At 75.1% G+C, this 17,515-nt stretch carries 9 protein-coding genes; 2 read left to right on the top strand and 7 right to left on the bottom strand.

All coding sequences use genetic code 11. The features are described from left to right. Positions 1-228 precede the first annotated feature (228 nt). Together WMF12_RS04285 and WMF12_RS04280 are read right to left on the bottom strand one after the other, a co-directional pair. On the bottom strand, positions 229-2,580 hold the full coding sequence (locus WMF12_RS04285; protein WP_437866153.1) for a peptidylprolyl isomerase: 2,352 nt from the start codon (positions 2,578-2,580) through the stop codon (positions 229-231). Positions 2,581-2,582: 2 nt separating this feature from the next. Continuing rightward, on the bottom strand, positions 2,583-3,128 hold the full coding sequence (locus WMF12_RS04280) for a YdcF family protein (RefSeq protein ID WP_437744347.1): 546 nt from the start codon (positions 3,126-3,128) through the stop codon (positions 2,583-2,585). 393 nt (positions 3,129-3,521) lie between these two features. Here WMF12_RS04280 and WMF12_RS04275 point away from each other — a divergent pair, with 393 nt between their 5' ends. Next, complete coding sequence (locus WMF12_RS04275) at positions 3,522-4,355, top strand: MBL fold metallo-hydrolase (RefSeq protein ID WP_020733205.1); 834 nt, start codon at positions 3,522-3,524, stop codon at positions 4,353-4,355. A 90-nt stretch (positions 4,356-4,445) separates the two neighbouring features. On the opposite strand, the gene WMF12_RS04270 is transcribed toward WMF12_RS04275, so the two are convergent. Further along, positions 4,446-5,273 carry a sigma-70 family RNA polymerase sigma factor gene (locus tag WMF12_RS04270; protein ID WP_437744346.1) on the bottom strand — a complete coding sequence of 276 codons (828 nt, stop codon included), beginning with the start codon at positions 5,271-5,273 and terminating at the stop codon, positions 4,446-4,448. A 385-nt stretch (positions 5,274-5,658) separates the two neighbouring features. Here WMF12_RS04270 and WMF12_RS04265 point away from each other — a divergent pair, with 385 nt between their 5' ends. Then, positions 5,659-7,542 carry a S41 family peptidase gene (locus tag WMF12_RS04265; protein WP_437866152.1) on the top strand — a complete coding sequence of 628 codons (1,884 nt, stop codon included), beginning with the start codon at positions 5,659-5,661 and terminating at the stop codon, positions 7,540-7,542. 28 nt (positions 7,543-7,570) lie between these two features. Here the strand turns inward: WMF12_RS04265 and WMF12_RS04260 are convergent, their stop codons facing one another. The 4 genes from WMF12_RS04260 to WMF12_RS04245 all read right to left on the bottom strand — a co-directional run bounded on the left by WMF12_RS04260 (position 7,571) and on the right by WMF12_RS04245 (position 17,459). Further along, on the bottom strand, positions 7,571-11,776 hold the full coding sequence (locus WMF12_RS04260) for a DnaJ domain-containing protein (RefSeq protein WP_437866151.1): 4,206 nt from the start codon (positions 11,774-11,776) through the stop codon (positions 7,571-7,573). Continuing rightward, on the bottom strand, positions 11,776-14,604 hold the full coding sequence (locus WMF12_RS04255; protein WP_437866150.1) for a protein kinase domain-containing protein: 2,829 nt from the start codon (positions 14,602-14,604) through the stop codon (positions 11,776-11,778). The genes WMF12_RS04260 and WMF12_RS04255 overlap by 1 nt, the downstream gene beginning before the upstream one ends. Before the next feature lie 138 nt (positions 14,605-14,742). Next, positions 14,743-15,687, bottom strand: coding sequence for a 3D domain-containing protein (locus WMF12_RS04250; protein ID WP_437866148.1), 945 nt, complete (start codon positions 15,685-15,687; stop codon positions 14,743-14,745). Next, the gene (locus WMF12_RS04245) at positions 15,684-17,459 is read right to left on the bottom strand and encodes a hypothetical protein (RefSeq protein ID WP_437866147.1); all 1,776 of its coding nucleotides are present in this window, start codon (positions 17,457-17,459) and stop codon (positions 15,684-15,686) included. Before WMF12_RS04245 ends, WMF12_RS04250 begins: the two co-directional genes overlap by 4 nt. Between the last annotated feature and the right edge of the window lie 56 nt (positions 17,460-17,515).

Genomic DNA, 17,515 nt, shown 5'->3' with positions numbered 1-17,515 from the left:
GGTTGTCAACCGACATGGATGGGCCACGCCGCGACACCGCCGTTCAAGTTGCATGCGCACGCGCACGCGCGTCACGCGCCGCACAGGAACGATGCGTGGCGCATGTCGCACACTCCGTGAAGCGCGCCGCGTGACGCGCGTCGTGCGCCGCGCGCGCACGCGCGTCACGCGGCGCGCGCAGCGCGCCTCAGGTCGTCACGGGACGCGCACGCCGCGCGCCGCCCGCGATCAGTTCTGCACCTTCACGCTCCGGATGACGTCCCCATCCGCGAGCGCAGCCCACGGCCCGGCGGCGACGCCGACGGCCGCGTACTGGCCGTCGAGATGCGGCGCGCGCGCGTGCATCACGAAGAGCTGGCTCGATCCGGTGTCGCGGCCGGCGAGCGCGACGCCGACCCGCAGCGGCTCGAACGCGACCGGCGACGTCTCGCAGCGCAGCGCCGGCCTGCCGGGCGGACCTCCTGCGCCGTCGCCGAACGGCGCGCCGAACTGGGTGACGAAGCCGGGCACCACGCGATGGACAAGCTTGCCGTCGTAATAGCCGGAGCGCGCGAGATCGACGAAGCGGGTCACCGCGACGGGCGCGAGCGCAGGGTCGAGCGTCATCGTGAGCTCGCCGGCGTCCGTGTCGAAGATCAGCACCGCCGGCGCGCGCACGAGCGCGGAGGCCTCGGCCGGCACCTCGCCGACCGGCGGCGCGACGGCCGGCCGCCCCGCCGCGCCCGCGTCCCCCGGCAGACCGGCGTCGCACGCGATCTTGCGGCCCCTGAGCACGCCGAGCGCCGTCCCGGCGCGCGCCCGCGTCGTGGGGTGGCTCGACCGGCAGAGCTGCTCCAGGCGAGCCTCCGCCGGCTTGAGCGCCAGCGCGCCCACCGCGTCGACGACCGCGCCGATCAGCTCCGGATCGTCGCGCGCACCTGGGCGGTCGAGGATCGCGAGCAGCGCGGCCTCGATCGCCGGCGACGTGACCGCTGCGGGAGCGTCCTTCTCGTCGCTCCGCTTCCTGCGCTTCCGCTTCCCCGGCGCCTCCGACGCGCGCTGGGGCTGCCGCGCGATGACCTCCGCCGCGGCGGCGACGAGGCCCGGCTCCTCCGCGGCGAGCGCCTTCGCGAGCAGGTCGGGCGCGCCGGCGATCTCCTCGTGCGCGGCGATGAGCTCGATCGCGGCCTCCCGCGCGCGTAGATCGCCCGACGCGGCGTACGCGCGGAACGCGGCGAGCCGCGCGCCCGTGATGGCGTCGCGGCCGATCACCTCGACGACCGCCCGGGCGCCGATCGAGCCGCGCACCGGCGCGCCTGCGTCCGGCTTGCTCCCCGGCTCCGCCGGCGCCGTGACGTCACAGCCGAGCAGCAGCGGATCGCGGTAGTCCCCGCCCGCGAGGAGCCGGGCCGCGCCGCAGCGGAGCCACGCGACGCGGCGAAGGATCGCCGCGGGCGCGCTCGGCGGCGGCGGCAGGGCGGCGAGATCGCGGAGCGCCTTGCGCGCGGCGCCCGCAGATCCGAGCGCGTCGAGCGCGGTGAGCAGCACGCCGAAGTCCTCGCTCACGAGGCCCGTGAGCGCGATCGGGTCCGCGCTCGGGGCGAGCGCGGCGACCGCGTCGGCGAGGGCGCGCTGGCCGGGCGGGCCGAGCCGCTTGAGCGCGCGCGCGGCCTCGGCGCGCTCGCTCGCGGTGAACACGCCCTTCGCGGAGAGCACGCGCGCGAGCTCGGAGGCAGCCGCCTCCCCTGCCCGGCCGAGCGCGCGCACCGCGAAGAGCCGCGCGTCGGAGGCCTCCGCGAGCCGCGCGGTCGCGACGTCGCGGATGCGGGGGATGACCGTGAGCGGGACGTGCTCGAGGCGCCCGATCGGGTAGAGCGCCTCGGGGACCGGCGGGCTCGCCGCGCTCCCCGAGGCGAGGTTGAGCAGCGCGACGAGCGTCTCCTCGCGCAGCTTGAGCTTGATCGCGGCGAGATCGCCGAGCGCATAAGCCGCGTGGATCGCGCGCTCGCGCGGGCCGTCGAGCCACGCGACCAGCGTCGGCTCCGACGCCTCCGCGCCGCACCGCCCGATGGCGCGGGCGAGCGCGCCGCCCGCGTCGAGCGGCGGCGCACCCGCAGCGGCGCCGCCGCTCGACGCCGCCGCGGACGCAGCGGCGCTCGCCGCGCCCGCGGGGCTCGGGCGGGCGTCGCGGGCGAGGGCGCGCGCGACGAGCGCCGAGACCGCCTCGACCTCGCGCTCCTTGCACGAGAACCCGAGGCCGTAGGCGGCCCACGCGACCACCTCGTCGTCCTCGTCGGCAAGCGCCCGCGCGAGCCCAGGCCACGCCGCGTCTCCGCCGATGCGCGCGAGGGCCCGCGCGGCGGCGCGCCGCACGCCGACGTCGCGGCTCTGCTGGTCCGCGGGGCTCACCTCCAGGGCGGCGCGGCGCTGCTCGGCCGCGAGGAGGGCATCGAGCCGCCCCGCCGCCCCGGCGCTGGCGGCCGGCGCCGCCGCGGAGCTCCCGGCGTCGGGCGCAGGGCCCGGCGCCGGCTGCCCGGTGCAGGCGGAGAGGGAGAGGAGCAGCGCGAGGACGAGGAGCGGAGAGGAGCGCCTTCTCGGCATGATCACGGTTCACCCTGACGAGCGGTGTCGAGCAGCCAGGCGGCGCTCTCGCTGAGGATCCGCCTGCGGCGCATCGCGCGCGCGTCGAGCCACATCGAGATCACCTCGTGACCGCGCTGCCATGCGCGCGCAACCACCGGCTCGCCCACGCGCGACGCCGGCAGCCCGCAAGCGTCGATCCCGACGTCGTGGAAGTTCTGGAGAGCCCTGGCCATGTGCCAGGAGCAGGTGACGATCGCCGCGCGCCGCGCGCCCACGCGGCGCAGGAGGGCCGCGCTGAAGATCGCGTTCTCGTGCGTCGTCAGCGACCAGAGATCCTGCAGGATCGCGTGCGCCGGCACGCCGGCGCGCCGCAGCTCGGCGGCGAGCACGCGCGCCTCGACCTGCGCGCCCCAGCGGCGCCCGCCGCTGGCGATCACCCACGGCGCGACCCCGGCGCGGTAGGCCTCCGCGGCGCGCGCCGCGCGGCGCGCACCGGGGGCCGCCGGGCGCCCGGAGGGAAACACCCTGCAGCCGAGGACGACGATGGCGTCCGCGTGGAGCGGCATGCGACCGACCATAGCCCATCGGCCGCGACCTTCGCGTGCCCGCTGCGCGCGATCGTCCTGCCCTCCCGCTGCCGCCCGCGGGCCGTGCCGCTCCGATGCCTGCGCCGCCCGCAGGCCGACCTGTGGCCGCCACCTGCGCCCCCCGCCGCCCGCGCCTCTGCCCCGCCTCCGCCCCGCCGCCGCGCGCTCCCGCCCCCCAGCGGCAGGCCGCGCCCGCCGCTGGGCCCGCAACCTATCCCCTGACTACATTGGCGCCTTGGCCCTGCTCCCCCGGCCAGGTCTCCACGTCTGCGACCTTCCTTGCTCCCGGTGCACCAGGCGGCTTGACGCTGCCCGCGCTCGGAATCTAATAGCTCTACCTTGAAACGGGCGGGGTTCAGCGAGCGAGGCAGGATGCGGATCAAGATGTGGGGGGTTCGCGGAAGCATCCCCACGCCCGGTGCAGGCACGGTCGAAGTAGGCGGCAACACGAGCTGCTATGAGATTCGTGCCGGCGAAACGCTGGTCATCCTCGATGGAGGGACGGGGCTCCGTCTCCTCGGCCAGGAGCTGGTCAAGGAGATGCCCTTCGAAGCCTGGATGTTCTTCAGTCATGTGCACTGGGATCACATCCAGGGCTTCCCGTTCTTCACGCCCGCGTTCGTGCGCGGGAACAAGATCCATCTCTACGGTGGCCTCAACGTCTCCCGGACGCTCGAGGAGACGCTGGCCGGGCAGATGGACTACCCGAGCTTCCCGGTGCACCTCACGGAGATGGGCGCGGCGATGACCTTCCGCGACCTCTACGAGGGCGAGGTGGTCACGATCGGCCCGAACGACGATGTGCGCGTGACCAACGCGCGCGGCAACCACCCGAACGGCGTGTACGCGTACCGCGTCGAGCACGAGGGCAAGGTGGTCGTGTACATCACCGACTCCGAGCACTACGCGATCGTGGATCCGAAGCTGAAGAAGCTCGCGATGGGCGCCGACGTGCTGATCTTCGACGCCATGTACACGCCCGAAGAGTACGCGGGCGAGGTCGGCGGCGGCCCGAAGACGGGCTGGGGTCACGCCACGTTCGTCGCGGGCTGCGAGCTCGCGAAGGCGGCGGGCGCCAAGCAGCTCGTCCTGCACCACCACGATCCCAACCAGACCGACGCGATGGTGCGCGAGAAGGAGATGCGCGCCCGCGAGCTCTTCCCGAACACCATCGCCGCGCGCGAAGGCACGGTCATCGAGATCTAGCGCGACGCCTCGCCAGGCTCGAGGCGGCAAGGAGCCGCGCGCGGCCAGACGCGGCGCGCTCCAGCGCCGCGTCTCGCTGCCACAGGCGCCTTAAGCGCTCTTCGCCATCGGCTCTCGGGTGATCTCCTCGATGCGCGCGCGCATCCGCTTCTTGGCGCGCTCCTCGATCTGCCGCACGCGCTCCTTGCTGACGCCGAAGTCGGCGCCGAGCTGCTCGAGCGTCACGGGGCTGTCCGTCAGCCAGCGCTGGTTCATGATGGAGCGCTCGCGGGGCGACAGCTCGTTCACGACCTGGAGCAGCGCGCGCGAGAGCTGCGCGCGCTCATCGGCGTCGCAGGCCTCGTCCTCCGGCGTGTGCGCGCTCGACGCGAGCCGCTCCACCGGAGCTACGCCGTCCTCGGTCGGAGAGCGCTCCAGGCTGACGTCGCGCGCCATGAGCAGCGGCAGCAGCTCGGCCGCCCGTTCCTCCGACAGGCCGCTCAGCTCCGCGAGCACCGCCGGGTCCTTCTCGTGCGTCTTGCGGTAGATGCGCAGCGCGCGCCGCTCGCTCTTCGACGACCCGAGGCGCACGATCCGGTACCCCCGCGCCACGTGCTCGCGGATCTCCGCCCGGATCCAGTAGGCCGCGTACGTCGCCAGGCGGCAGCCGCGGTCCGGATCGAAGCGCTCCGCGGCCTTCAGGAGGCCGATGTTCCCCTCCTGCACGATGTCCTCCATCGGCAGCCCCCAGCGGCGGTACTCGAGAGCGATCGTCATCACGAAGGGCAGACACGCCTCGATGAGGCGCCGGCCAGCGTCCTGGTCACCAGCTCGCCAGCGGAGCGCGAGCTCCCGCTCGGCGTCCGGGCTCAGGGTGGCGTAGTTCGCGAGCTCTGTACGATAAGCCGAGAATGCCGCACGATCCCAGGTGGCGCTCATGATCTCTCCGCTCTCCCACCGCGCGCGCCGATCAAGGAGGGTTGGTTTGCGAGCCCCTACGAGCCGGCGGGCGGCACAGACGCAGATGCAGGCGCGATGCCGGGATAAACCCTAGGAAATCGCCTTTTTTTGCGCTGGAATGCGCAACGTGTTCGGATCCCTCGACGGAAGCGAAAGCTTTGCGGGAAAGCCGAGGAGCACGAATGCGCAGCGCTGAGCCCAGATCCACAGCGCACGAGCGGCGAATGAGGCGGACGATGTGCGCGCCGAGGCCCCAGGCCGCGGGCGACGGCGCCGCCCGAGCGGCGCGCGCGCTCGCTCGCCGCGCGGCCGCCGCCGCGGTCGCCCCTGCCCCCGCGCGCCGCATCGTGATATCCGGGGAGCAGTGAGGACGCGCGTCGCGGGCTCCGTCGCGTGCATCGCCGCAAGCCTGGCGACGCTCGCCTTGCTCTCGCGCGAGGCGGAGATCCCCCTCGCGAGGGCGCGGCGCGGGATCGCGCGGCCCTTGCTCCACACCGTCGCGCCAGACGACGAGGAGATCGACGGCGTCGGCTGTGACCCGAACGCCCTCGACCGCGGCATCGCGGTGCCGACCGGGGCGCCGACGTCGCTCGGCTGCGAGCAGGCCCGCGCCATCGTGGCCCAGGCCCGCACCACGCTGGCCGCTCCGCCGCTCCGCGTCGATCCCGCAAAGTTTGCCGAAGCGACCTCCGACTGGCTGGATCCGCACGGGCTGTGGTCGGTCGCCCCCGACACGCCCGTGGGCGCCTCGCTGCAGCGGGAAGCCGCCGCGCTCCTGGACGAGCTGCAGGCGCCCGTGGGCAGCGGGCCGTGCGCGGCGGCGCTGCGCGTCGGGCAGGAGCTCGCCCGGTGGTCGCGCGAGCTCGATAGGCTCTTCGATGACGGCTACCGGCGCGGCCTGGCCAGCCCGCCCGCGACCCACGCCGCGGCGTGGGAGCTGGTGTCGTCGGCGCCGTTCGAGGACGGCGAGGTGACGCGCAGCGCCCGGGACCTCGCGCGCAAGCTCGGCCGGGAGGTCGGCGGGCTGCGCGCGCATGTCGGGGAGCCGCTCGCCCGGTACGCCGACGCCGTGCGCGAGCGGGCGGCGCCCTCGATGAGCGAGGACGGCTGGGCGCGCACGGTGATCGCCGCCGCGGTGCGCGCCTATGTGCCCCAGCTGGACGCGCACGGCGCCTGGGCGCCGCTCGAGGAGGAGGTCTCCATCTACGATCTCGACCTCGAGGCGCACCCGCCGGCCCGGCTCTGGCAAGAGATGACGCGCACCGCGATCGGGGTGCGCATCGACCGCGGCGCGCTCGCGCCGCTCGAGGACGGGGACGTGGTGATCCGGATCCAGGATCTGCCGATCTCCGGCATGAGCGTCGAGCAGGCCGAGCAGCTCGCCGTGCTGTCCGACGTGCACCCCGGGACGACCGCTCGCGTGGCGCTGCTGCGGCGCGGGGTCGCGGCGCCCCTCGAGCTGACCGTGGCGCCGCACCCGGTCGGACCGCAGCCGGCCGAGGCGGCGCCCTCGGAGCTGCCGCTCGATCTGGTGCGCTACGGGGACGGCAAGGTCGCGGTGATCGCCATCCCCGACGTGCCCGACGACCTCGGGGATCGGGTCGCGGCGGCGCTCCTCCGCGCGCGCGCGCAGGGCGACACGCGGGGCGTGATGCTGGACGTGCGCGCGAACGGAGGCGGCTCGACCGACGGCGCGATCGCCGCGCTAGGGCTGTTCCTGCCGGGCGTACCGCTGTTCCCGATGCGGCGCCGCGACGGCGGCGTCGAGGTGGAGCGCTCGCCCGACGTCCCGGAGGAGCGCGGGTGGAGCGGGCCGCTCGCGGTGCTCGTCGACGGCGACTCCGCGAGCGCGGCGGAGATGATCGCCGGCGCGATCGCCAGCTACCGGCGCGGCGTGATCATCGGCGATCGGACGTACGGCAAGGGGTGCGCTCAGGAATACCTCGACGACGACGCCCACGTCGGCGTGCTGCGGCTCACGACGCTCCTCTACGCGCTCCCCGACGGCGCGCCGGTGCAGAAGGTGGGCATCGTGCCGCAGGTGCAGCTGTCGCTGCCGGCGACGAGCGAGCGAGAGGCGCGCGTGGACCGGGCGCTCGGCCCGTGGCGAGGCCCCGACGTGCGCGATCTGCACCGCGTGCGCGACGTGCCCTGGCCGGCGCACGCAGGGCGGATAGGGCCCTGCCGTGACGAGACGGTCTGCCGCGCGCTGCGGTCGCTCGGCGCGGTGCCCGCGGCAGCGCGCTGACGCGCTGACGCGCGTGCGCTGACGCGCGTCAGCGCTTCCAGAACTTGCCGAGGAGACCGCCCGCGGGCGTCGTATCGCTCGTCGTGCGGCTCCGCATCTCCTGCAGGCGGACCTCGCGGATGGCGTCGAGGTTCTTCGGGTTGAGCTCTGCCGCCAGGCGGAAATCGCCGATCGCCTTGTCGATCCTCCCCGAGCGCTTGAGGAGCATGCCGCGGTAGAAGAGCGCCCGCTCGTAGCGAGGCTCCTTCTCCAGGACGGCATCCAGCGTCTGGATCAGATCGTCGTAGTGCGCGCTCGTGGCCCCCTCCGCGAGCACGGGCGGATCGCCGCGCCGCTGCGCCTGGATCCAGACGAGCAACGTCATGTACTCGGGCTGCTCCGGGTCGGCGTTGAGCGCGCGCCGCGCGCGGGCCTCGGCGCCCGCGAGGTCGTTCTTCTTGAGCAGGATCTCGGCCTTCTGGAACTCGAGCGCGGCGTCGACGGCGCGGGCGATCCGCTGCTCGTCCTCGGCGGGGGGCGGGGCCTCCTTCGGCGCGCTCTGGTACTCGGCGCGCCGCTTCGGATCGCTCAGCGTCTGGTAGGCCTCGCTGATGCGGGCGAACACGCGCGCGACGAGCGGCTTGACGTCCTGGAGCTCCGCCGGCGTCCGGTCGGGGTGCCACCGCTTGGCGAGCGCGAAATAGGCGCTCTGCACGCGCTCCGGAGGGGCGTCCTCCGCGACGCCGAGCATCTCGAAGAAGCTCTCACCGTCGATCGACGCAGCGCGCGCCTCGATCTCCGCGCGGCGCGCGGCGAGCTCGGGGTTCGGCGCGGCGCGCGGCAGCGGGGGGAGATCGGGCGCGAGCGCCGCCGGTCCCTGCGGCTTCGCTGGCTCCGCGGCGCGCGCCGGCGGCACAGGCGACGGCGCCTCGGCGCGCCCCGCCCCTCGCGCAGCCCTGCTGCCCTCCGGGCCGACCGCCGCCATCTTGACGGTGGGCGCCTGCTGGGGCGGCGGCGCAACGCGGGCGCCGGCGAAGGTCGGCGCAGGAGGCGGCCTCAGCGCCTTCGGATCCACGCCGCGGTAACCGCCGCCCGGATCACCGCCGGACGCGCGCGCGTCGAAGGGCGCCGCCGGGCTCGGGGTGGGCGCGCCGCTCCACGACGCCGCCTCCGGCGCCGCGGCCGGGGGTGGCGCCGTGGAGCGGCGCGGGGCGACCGGGACCCCGGCGCGCCTGCTGGACGGCGCGGCGACGTCGTCGGGCTGCCGCTGCGGTGCGCGGCCTTCGGCCTCGCCGCGCGCCGGGCGTGGACCGGGCATCGTCGAGCCCGCGGTGGGGCGCGGCGAGCGCGCCGCCGCGCCGGAGGGCTCGCGCTGGGGCGCTGGCCCCGCCTCGGCCGGGGGCGCGCCAGCGGCCCGCTCCCGGCCGGGCCCGGCGGGACCGCCGACCCCGACAGGGCGCCGGCCCGGCGCGCCGAGATCGAGGTGCCGCGTGATCGCGAGCGCATAGATCATCAGCCGCACGACGCGCTCCTGCGCGACGCCGGCGGCGAGCAGCTCGGCCAGCGTCATGCGCCGCATCCGCAGGAGATCCACGATGGCCGCCTCGTCGCGATGGAGCTGGAACCGCTTCATCTCGGCCTCGACGTGGAGCCCGAGCTGCCGGTTCTGGATCCGGTCCAGGGTCGTGTCGATCAGCGGATCGTCGGCGTGGAGCCGGACGCCCGCCATGATCACCGCGAGGGGCTCGCACCCGATGAGCTCCGGACCGCCGTAGGACGACAGCAGGTTCTGGGCGTCGTAGTAGGCGTAACGCGTCCCGGGCGGGAGATCGTAGAGCGCGACCAGCTTGCGCACGAGCTGCTCGCGCAGCACGCCGAACACCGTCTCCCTGTCGAGCAGGCCCCGGGAGACGAGCAGCCGGCCATGCAGCACCCGTCGCTTGGTGATGTCCCGGAGCGTCTCCCGGAGCGTCGCCTCGTCCAGGAGGCCGAGATCGAGGATCACCCGATCGAGCGGGGCGATGATCGTCCCGGTCCAGATCTTGGCCGGCACGCCTTCGCTGAAGAAGATGCCGTGGCGGACGCCGTCGGGGTCGATGAAGCACGTCGTGCCGGTGAGGCGCCGGTCGAGCATGTACACGAGCAGGTGGACGAGCGGCGTGCGCGCGAGCGTGCCCTCCGCGGTCGGCGGGTCGCCCGGCAACGACAGCACGGCGATCGGACCGGCCATCGCCGACGGAGGCAGATCAGACACGGGGTTGCGCTCGCGCCGCTGCGGCGGATCTCCCCAGCCGCGGGTGCGCACCGACGGCGGCCGCGCGCTCTCCTCGGGGACCTCGTCCGGATCGCTGTCTGTCTGCACCGACCACGACTCCTCTCCATGAGCGCCCGGGGCGGGCGAGGTTGGGTCCGCCACCGCGGCGGGCTCCAGATGCGGTGGATCTGGCCAGCGCGCCGTCGTGCGCCCTGACCGCAAGGGCGGAGACAGCCTGCCGGACGGCGCAGGCGGCAGATCCGCGAGCATCCTGGCGTCCGCGCCGTCGTCCGGCAGCCCCCCGAACGTGGCCTCGGGCGGCGAGGCGGGCCCGCGGGCGGCGTCGCTGGCCCGCGGCTGCGTCCTCCGGCTCGCCGGCGCGTTGGTCATGGGCAGCGTGGGCGACGAGGGCCGCGTGATCTGCTGCTGCGGCGGCATGCGCAGGTTTCCGAGCGGCGACGCCGGCGCGTTGCGGATCGGCGGCGGCTCCGCCGCGAGCACCGGCGAGCGGAGCGACACCTGCGGCGCCTCCTGGATCGCCGCGTGGGCGCGCATCGACGCGGCGGCGGGGTCGTCGCTCGTCGCGACGATCCGGCGGATGTGCCGAGGCGGCTCGCCCTGGCGAGGCCGCTCGGCGAGATCGACCTCGAGCGCGCGCGGGATGGGACCGCCGGCGGCGTCGAGGACCAGCCGGACGCGCGGCTGCGAGTACCGGGCCGGGTGCGTCGGCGTCTGCACGACGAGCGCGACCTCCCCGGTCGAGAGCTCCACGAGCGTGCCGGTCGGAAAGATGCCGAGCGCGCCCACGAGCAGCCGCAGCACCGCGCGGTCCGCCGGATCGGCCGCCTCCTGCTCGAGCTTGGCGATGGCCTCGTCGGCGGAGAGCGGCGCCTCGCCCGGGGCCGGCGTCAGGAGGTCGTTGAAGGCGCGGGCGGTCGCGAGGATCCGCGCCTGGAGCGTCGGCTGGCGGAGGCCGCGGTAGACCGGGCCGAGCGCCGGCTGGCGGCGCACCCAGTGCGCCTCGTAGGCCACGACGGTGCGCATCACGCTCGGCTCGTTGACGAGGCCGAGCGCGGTCAGCACGACCGCCGTGCCCGCCGGGACGTCCGCCTCCTGCTGCTCGCTCAGCTGCGGGACGAGCCCGCCCGAGCCGCTCGTCGCGGCGCCCGTGAGGCGCGGCCGGGCGATGTCGAAGAGCAGCGCCGCCATCGAGAGCCGCTGGAGAAGGACGACGTCGCTCGTGATCTGCCGCGCCATCGCGAGGCTCAGGATCGCGGTGTTCACGGCGCGCCCGGCGTCGTCGTGGTTCTGGTTGCGCAGCGCGGTGACGCCCAGGAAGGCCGGCGTCTCGTTCGCGGAGAGGTCGACGAGGCGCTGCGTGATGCGCTTGACGCCCTGCCGCAGCGTGTACCGGCCGTGCCGCAGGTCGTCGTAGAACCGGCGGATGATCACGATCGCCGTCGCGTAGGTGCGCACGATCGCGGAGGTCTCGTCGCCCTCGCGATCGATCGCCACCTCGCGGCGGAGCACGGCCTCGTCCACGGCGCGCAGGCGGATGCGCGGCGCCGGGCGGTCGGCGAGCGCCGGCTTGCTGCTGCGGAGGGCCTCGGCGAGCGCGGAGGCGAGGGCGTAGAGATCGCTCGCGCGGACGTCCTTGGCGACGCCGATCTCGGAGTAGCCGCAGCGGCTCAGGACGTCGCCGAGCTCGAGCGCGCCCTCGTAGACGGCGCGGTTCGCCTTGAGGAGCTGCCCGGAGACGAACACCGAGCCGCGGGTGAACAGGATCGAGACGTTGTGACCGGAGCGCTGGCCGAAGTCCTGGACCAGCGAGACCGTCTCCTCGACCTGCCGCACCATGGCCTGGTTGTCGATCGCGTGCAGCGTCGAGAGCTTCACCAGCCGGAAGAGGGCCTGCACCACGCTGGCGGCGAGATCGCGCGCCTGCTCGCGGCGGATGTTCTCCGACACGTTCTGGCTGATGACGTCGACCTGGGGCGCCATCACGGGACCTCCCCGGCGGTCGAGATCCGCTTGCCGAGGCGCGCGGCGATGGCCTCGGCGGCGGCGCCCGCGGCGTCGCGCAGCGCCTGGCTGTTCCAGGGCCGCCGCTTCGTGGCGGCGAGCGCGGCGTCGAGCGCCTCCTGCGAGCGCGCCTCGCGGCCGAGCAGCTCCGCCGAGAGGCAGCGGGTCTGCTCCGCCGCGTCGTCCGCGAGGAGGCCGTGCCGCTGGAGCAGCTCGACGGCGACCGACTCGCCGCGCGCCGGGTTGAGCGTGTAGAGCGCGCCGAGGAACTCGCGCCGCTCGTCGAGCGTGAGCTGGTGGAACGAGCTGTCCTGCACGCGGCGGACGAGCAGCGGGCCGGCCGCGCGGACCTGGTGGTGCGCCAGCGTGCGGAGCGCCGCGACGCGCACGTCGGGCGGCGCCGACTCGGCGAGCGAGAGCAGCTCGTCCCGGATCTGCTCGGGGCTCGTCGCGAGGTGCGCGATCGCCTCGCAGCGGAGCGCCGCGTTCGCGCACCCGGAGAGCCGCTTCAGCGCGCCCAGGGCGCCCGGCGTCCGCGACGCGGCGAACATCTTGAGGATCGGGCGGGCCACGTCGAGATCCAGCGTCATGAGCGCGTCCACGACCCCCTCCTCGTGCCCGGGCAGCGTCCGCTCGACGTGGCCGAGCAGCGCGCGGCGCAGCGCCTCGTGGCCGGTGTGCCCCACGACCTCCATCGCGACGGGCAGGGTTTCGCTGCCGAGCTTGTGCAGGATGGGCGCGAGCCGCTGCGCGACCAGATCGAGGTCCACGGGGGCGGGCTGCGCCGCGCCGCCGGGGGCGGCCGTCATGACGACGCGCGTCGCTTCGCGGAGGAGCAGCCGCATCGTGTCGGGCGGGAACATCCCCCGGGCGAGCTCCGTCGCGAGCGCGCCCCCCTGCTGCCTGGGCGCGAGCGCGTCGAGGGCCTTCTCGATGGCGTCGTGCATCCCGAAGAGCACCTCGAAGCGGCGCGCGAGGATGAGATCGCGCGCCGAGGCGGCCATCGGCTCGGTCACGAGCTCGACGTCCTTGTACCGCCTGGCGTTCAGGAAGGCGTCGGCCACGACCTCGACGAAGCGCTCGCTCCAGCGGTCCGGGCTCATGACCAGCTGCGTGCCGAGCGCGCGCTGCGCGACCGGGTCGAGCGCGAGCGCGCTCGCGGCGCGGCGCGCGGCCCGCAGCGCGGCGGCGTCGGTGTCGATGACCATCGCCGCCGCCTCGGCGCGGTTCGCCTTCTCCTCGGCGGCGCGCCGGGCCATGCCCTCGAGGTCGTCGGCCTCGTGCCAGAACTGCTCGCGATCGGCCGCGTCCCCCTCGACGAAGACGCTCACCACGTCGTAGCGCACGTGCTCGAGGCGGCGCTCCCACAGGGCGGCCGCGACGTCGTCCTCGGGGGCGAGGTCGCGCAGCGGATCGAGCAGCAGCACCTCGCAGAGCGCGCGCAGCTCGTCCTCCGTGATGCCAGGGAGCAGCTGGACGCGCCGCACGCCGGCCGCGAAGAGGTTGTACGGGACGAGGTCGAGCGGGTGCGACGGCTCCCACACCGTCCGCCGGCGATGCTCGAAGGCGTACGGCGTCAGCGTCCAGTGGACGAGGCTCCCGTCCGCGCGCAGCGCCTCCACGATCGCCTGGAAGGTCGCGCGGAGCTTGTTGTCCGCGTCCGGATGGGTCCAGCCGTAGTGACGCACCGCCGGGAGCAGCCGCTCCATGCGGCGGAACACCTCGGTGAGCCGCGTGACCGCGGGGTCGTCCGGCTCCGCCTCGCCCGGCTCGTCGTGAGGCGCGGGCTCCTCCGCCGCCCGCATCCCGACGGCCGTGGGCGAGTCGTCCGGCGGGGGGCGCCTCGTGCTCTGCGGCGAGGAGCGGCGGGGCACGGACGCGCCGACCTCCTCGAGGACGCGCAGCACCTCCTGCCGCATGTGCGCGGCCGACTCGAAGCGGTTGCGCTTGTCCCAGGCGAGCGCCTTGTCGACGAGGCCGATGACCGAGGCGGGCAGCTCGGGCGCGATCCGCGCGAGCGACGGCGCCGGCGTCGTCGCCGCGAGGATGAACGCCTCGTTGTCCGAGCGCCCCTGGTGGAGGCGCTGCCCGCTGAGCACGGCGTACAGGGTCGCGCCGATCGAGAAGAGATCCGCCCGCCCGTCGACCCCCTCGGTCAGCCCCATCGCCTGCTCGGGCGCCATGAACGAGGGGGTCCCGAGCGCCGTGCCCGCCTTGGTCTTGTCGCCGGGCGCGCCGCGCATCCTCGCCACGCCGAAGTCGAGCAGCTTCACCACGTTGTCCTTCGTGATGAAGATGTTCGCGGGCTTCAGGTCGCGGTGGACGATGCCCTCCGCGTGGAAGCTCTCGAGCGTGAGGAGCACCTCCCCCGCGATCCAGAGCGCCTCGGCGACGGGGAGCTTCCGGCTCTTGCGCTTCCAGAGCTGCTGGACGGTCTCGCCGTCGAGCAGCTCCATCACGAGGAACGGCTCGTCCTGCTCGGTGATGTCGTCGTCGAGGATCGCGACCCGGCCGGGGTGATCGATCTTGTTGGCGACGTAGCCCTCGCGCAGGAACCGCTCGCGGATGCCGACGTCGCGCGCGAACTCGGCGTGCAGGATCTTCAGCGCGGCGCGCGAGCCGTTCCGGTGGTGGGTGGCGGCGTACACGGAGGCCATGCCGCCCACGCCGAGGAGCGAGTCGATCCGCCACTTGTTCTTGACGGTCATCCCGAGGCGGGCGCGCGCCCGCTGCTTCTCGTCCGGCGTGTCCGTGACTTCCGAGGGCGGAGGGATGACGGACTCGGGGATGACGCCACGTGAGGTCATTCGGCCACCGGAAGGCGGGAAATCGTATCACCTCCCCGCCCGCGCCAGGTTCCGGATTTCACGCGGGAGGGCGGCCGGCCTTACGGTCCCTCGCGCTCCCCCCGCGGGCGCCCCCGGCGACGCCGCGGGAGACTGCGCTCAGGAGGCCCCCCGCGCGGCGAAGATCGCGCGACAGCGCGCGTCGTCGAGCACGGGGCGCACGCCGCGGTTCGACGGAAAGAGCGCGTTGAGGCGCGCGGTGACCGCAGGATCGCCGGTGAAGACGTCGATCTGCCGTCCGACGACCTTGATGCCGCGATCCTCGGCGACGAAGCACCCGTCGTGTCGGCCCCCGCCCGGCAGCGGCAGCCCGACGAGCTCGGGCACGAAGAGGGACGTGCCGAGCGGAATGACGCTCGAGTCGACCGCGACCGTGCGCAGCGGGGTGATCGGGCGCCCGGTCGCGCCGCGGCCATACGGGAACCGCCGCGGATCGAGCCGCTCGAAGCAGACCTGCTGGCCGGTGCGCGGGCAGACATCGGCGCACGCGCAGCCGCGTCGCGCGAAGCTTACCGTGTCACCCGAAGCGAGCCGGCCGCTGCCCTGGACGCAGACCTGGTCGTGGAACGCGCGCGGAACGCTCGCGAGCGGCGCGCAGGCAGCGTCGTAGAGGACCGCATCCTTCGGCCCTCCGCCCTCGCTCGGGAAGTCGTAGTAGGTGTTCCGGAACATCCCGGGTGCGAGCCCCGGCGCCGCCTGTGACGCCGGCGTCGCGCGCGCGGGCCGGCCGTGCTCTCGCACGAGGATCGCGGGGTCGCCCTGCGCGGAGGCCGCGCCCGCGGCGCCGCCCAGATCGGCCTGCGCCGCGCCGGGCGCCTCGCCCGGCGCGCCGTCGACAGCGGCGCTGGCGCGCCGGTCGCGATCGCCGTCGTCCGGGGAGGACTCGTGGAGCCAGCCGCCGCCTCCGCGCGCGATCTGCGGCTCGCTCGAGCCGTCGTGGACCCAGTCGGCGCCCCCCTTGGTCGCGCACCCCGCGGGGAGCGCGAGCAGGAACGCATGGATCCCGCGAAGGACGAGCGCTCGCGCGCGGGCCGCGCTCGTCAAAAGGCGCCTCCGAGCCGGGCGAGCTCCCGGATCGCCGCGGCGGCGACGTCGGCGCGCGCCCAGAACGCGGCGGGTGAGCCGGCGCTCTCGGGCGCGGCGCCGGCCGCGATCACCACGGGCGCGGTGTCGCCCGCGCCCGGCTGGCCAAGGCGGCTCGCGACGAGCCGCAGCGGCTCGACCACCAGCGCGAACGCGATGTCCGAGCCGAGCGGCGCCAGCGCGGTCTTCATGGACGGGACCTCGCCGAGGCGCTCTCCCTGGAGCGCGCCGACCACGCTGCGGAGCCCCGCGCCCGGATCGTTGCCGACGGACGCGAAGAGGCCGTCGTCGCGGACCAGGTAGAGCAGCTCGATCGACGACGGCGGAAGCGACGCTCCCTGCGCGGCGGGCCCGCCCTTTCCGCCCTGCGGCCCCTTGCGCGCCGGCGCCCCTCCCGCGCCAGCGGGCGCGCTCGCCCCCGCGGTCCGCTCGAACCGCACCCGCCGCACGTCGCCGTCGAGCAGCGGAAGCGCCGCCTTGCCCGCGGAGACCCGGAGCCCCTCGCGCTGCAGCGCGGCCTTGAACGGCGGGAGCTCCGCGGTCCCGAGGAGATCCTGGATGGAGGTCTCGAGCTTGGCCCGGTCGCCCACGGCGGCGCGCACGAACGCCGTGGGACCCGCGCCGTCGAAGCGGAGCCCGCCGGCGAACCAGTCGCCGCGCGCGTCCGACGCCGCGCGGATCGCGGCGCCGAGCCGCTCCCGCTCCGCGGCCGGGAGGTCGCCCTCGACGAGCCCAGCGAGGGCGTCGACGAGCCTGGGCACGTTCTCGGCGCGCGTCGCGGCCCGATCGCGGACGAGGATCCCGACGAGCGAGTCGGCTGGCAGATCGAGCAGCGGCTTCACGTCGCCGACGGCGAGATCGGCCGACGCCTTCGACGCCGGGCCACCCCCTGCCTTCGGCGTTCCGGAGACGCGCAGGTGCGCGTTCTCGTCCAGCACCAGCGTGAGGCGCGCTCGCTCGAGATCGCCGAGCATCGCGAGCGCGCTCTCGATCATCGGACCGAGCGGCACCGCGGTGGCGCGCGGCGCGCCGTCGGGCCCGCGCGCCTTGTCCCAGGCGCTCCGAGCCGCCTTGAGCACCGGGCCCTCGAGCGCGGCCCTCGGGATCTCGACCGCGAGATCCTCCTTCGGCACCTGCGCTTGAGGCATCGTCCGCGCGACGTAGGGGCCCAGGGAGATCAGGTCGCCCGGCGTCTCCGCGACGAGCAGGTAGTTGCCGAGGACGCCGAGGGCCACCGGGCTCGCGCCATGGAGCGGCTCGAGCAGCGCGATCGCGGTCGCCGCGTCGGGCTTCGCGCGGAAGCGCGCCCCCTCGCCTCGCGTGAGCTGGTCGACGAAGCGTCCCCCGTCCTTCACGTGGATGCCGAGCGCGGCCCGCGGGCGCGCCCCATCCGCGGCCTCCACGGCCGCGCCGAGCACCGGCACCCCGCCGTCGATCTCGGACGCGACGGTGATGGGCAGGCCGAGCAGCGACGCCGCGAGGGCGCCGGCGCTGCTCGGGAGGAGCGCCGCCGAGCCGCCGACGAGGGCGCGCGCCTTGGCCCACGTGGCGTCTGGCGTCGGGAGGAACGCCTCGGCGACGAGCCCCGCCGGCGCGGGCACGGGGCTCAGGGCCGCGGCGCCGGCGTCGGACGGCGCGCCAGGCGATTTGCAGCCCAGAGCGCCCGCGCTCAGGCCGAGGACGATGGCCAGGAGCACCGCAGCGCCGCGGCGCACGGCAGAGGTCGATCGCACGATCACGACCCGAACGGTAGCGCCTTCCCGCCGCGATCGACCACGAACCTGCAAAA

It is taken from the genome of Sorangium sp. So ce363 (assembly GCF_051520435.1).
GTDB classification, from domain to species: Bacteria; Myxococcota_A; Polyangia; order Polyangiales; family Polyangiaceae; genus Sorangium; species Sorangium cellulosum_B.
This window is presented reverse-complemented; position numbering and strand designations above follow the sequence as displayed.

Excerpts from the sequence above, each read along its gene's own strand:
- WMF12_RS04285 (WP_437866153.1), bottom strand. The coding sequence starts at position 2,580 with ATGCCGAGAAGGCGCTCCTCTCCGCTCCTCGTCCTCGCGCTGCTCCTC.
- WMF12_RS04280 (WP_437744347.1), bottom strand. The coding sequence starts at position 3,128 with ATGCCGCTCCACGCGGACGCCATCGTCGTCCTCGGCTGCAGGGTGTTT.
- WMF12_RS04275 (WP_020733205.1), top strand. The coding sequence starts at position 3,522 with ATGCGGATCAAGATGTGGGGGGTTCGCGGAAGCATCCCCACGCCCGGT.
- WMF12_RS04270 (WP_437744346.1), bottom strand. The coding sequence starts at position 5,273 with ATGAGCGCCACCTGGGATCGTGCGGCATTCTCGGCTTATCGTACAGAG.
- WMF12_RS04260 (WP_437866151.1), bottom strand. The coding sequence starts at position 11,776 with ATGGCGCCCCAGGTCGACGTCATCAGCCAGAACGTGTCGGAGAACATC.
- WMF12_RS04255 (WP_437866150.1), bottom strand. The coding sequence starts at position 14,604 with ATGACCTCACGTGGCGTCATCCCCGAGTCCGTCATCCCTCCGCCCTCG.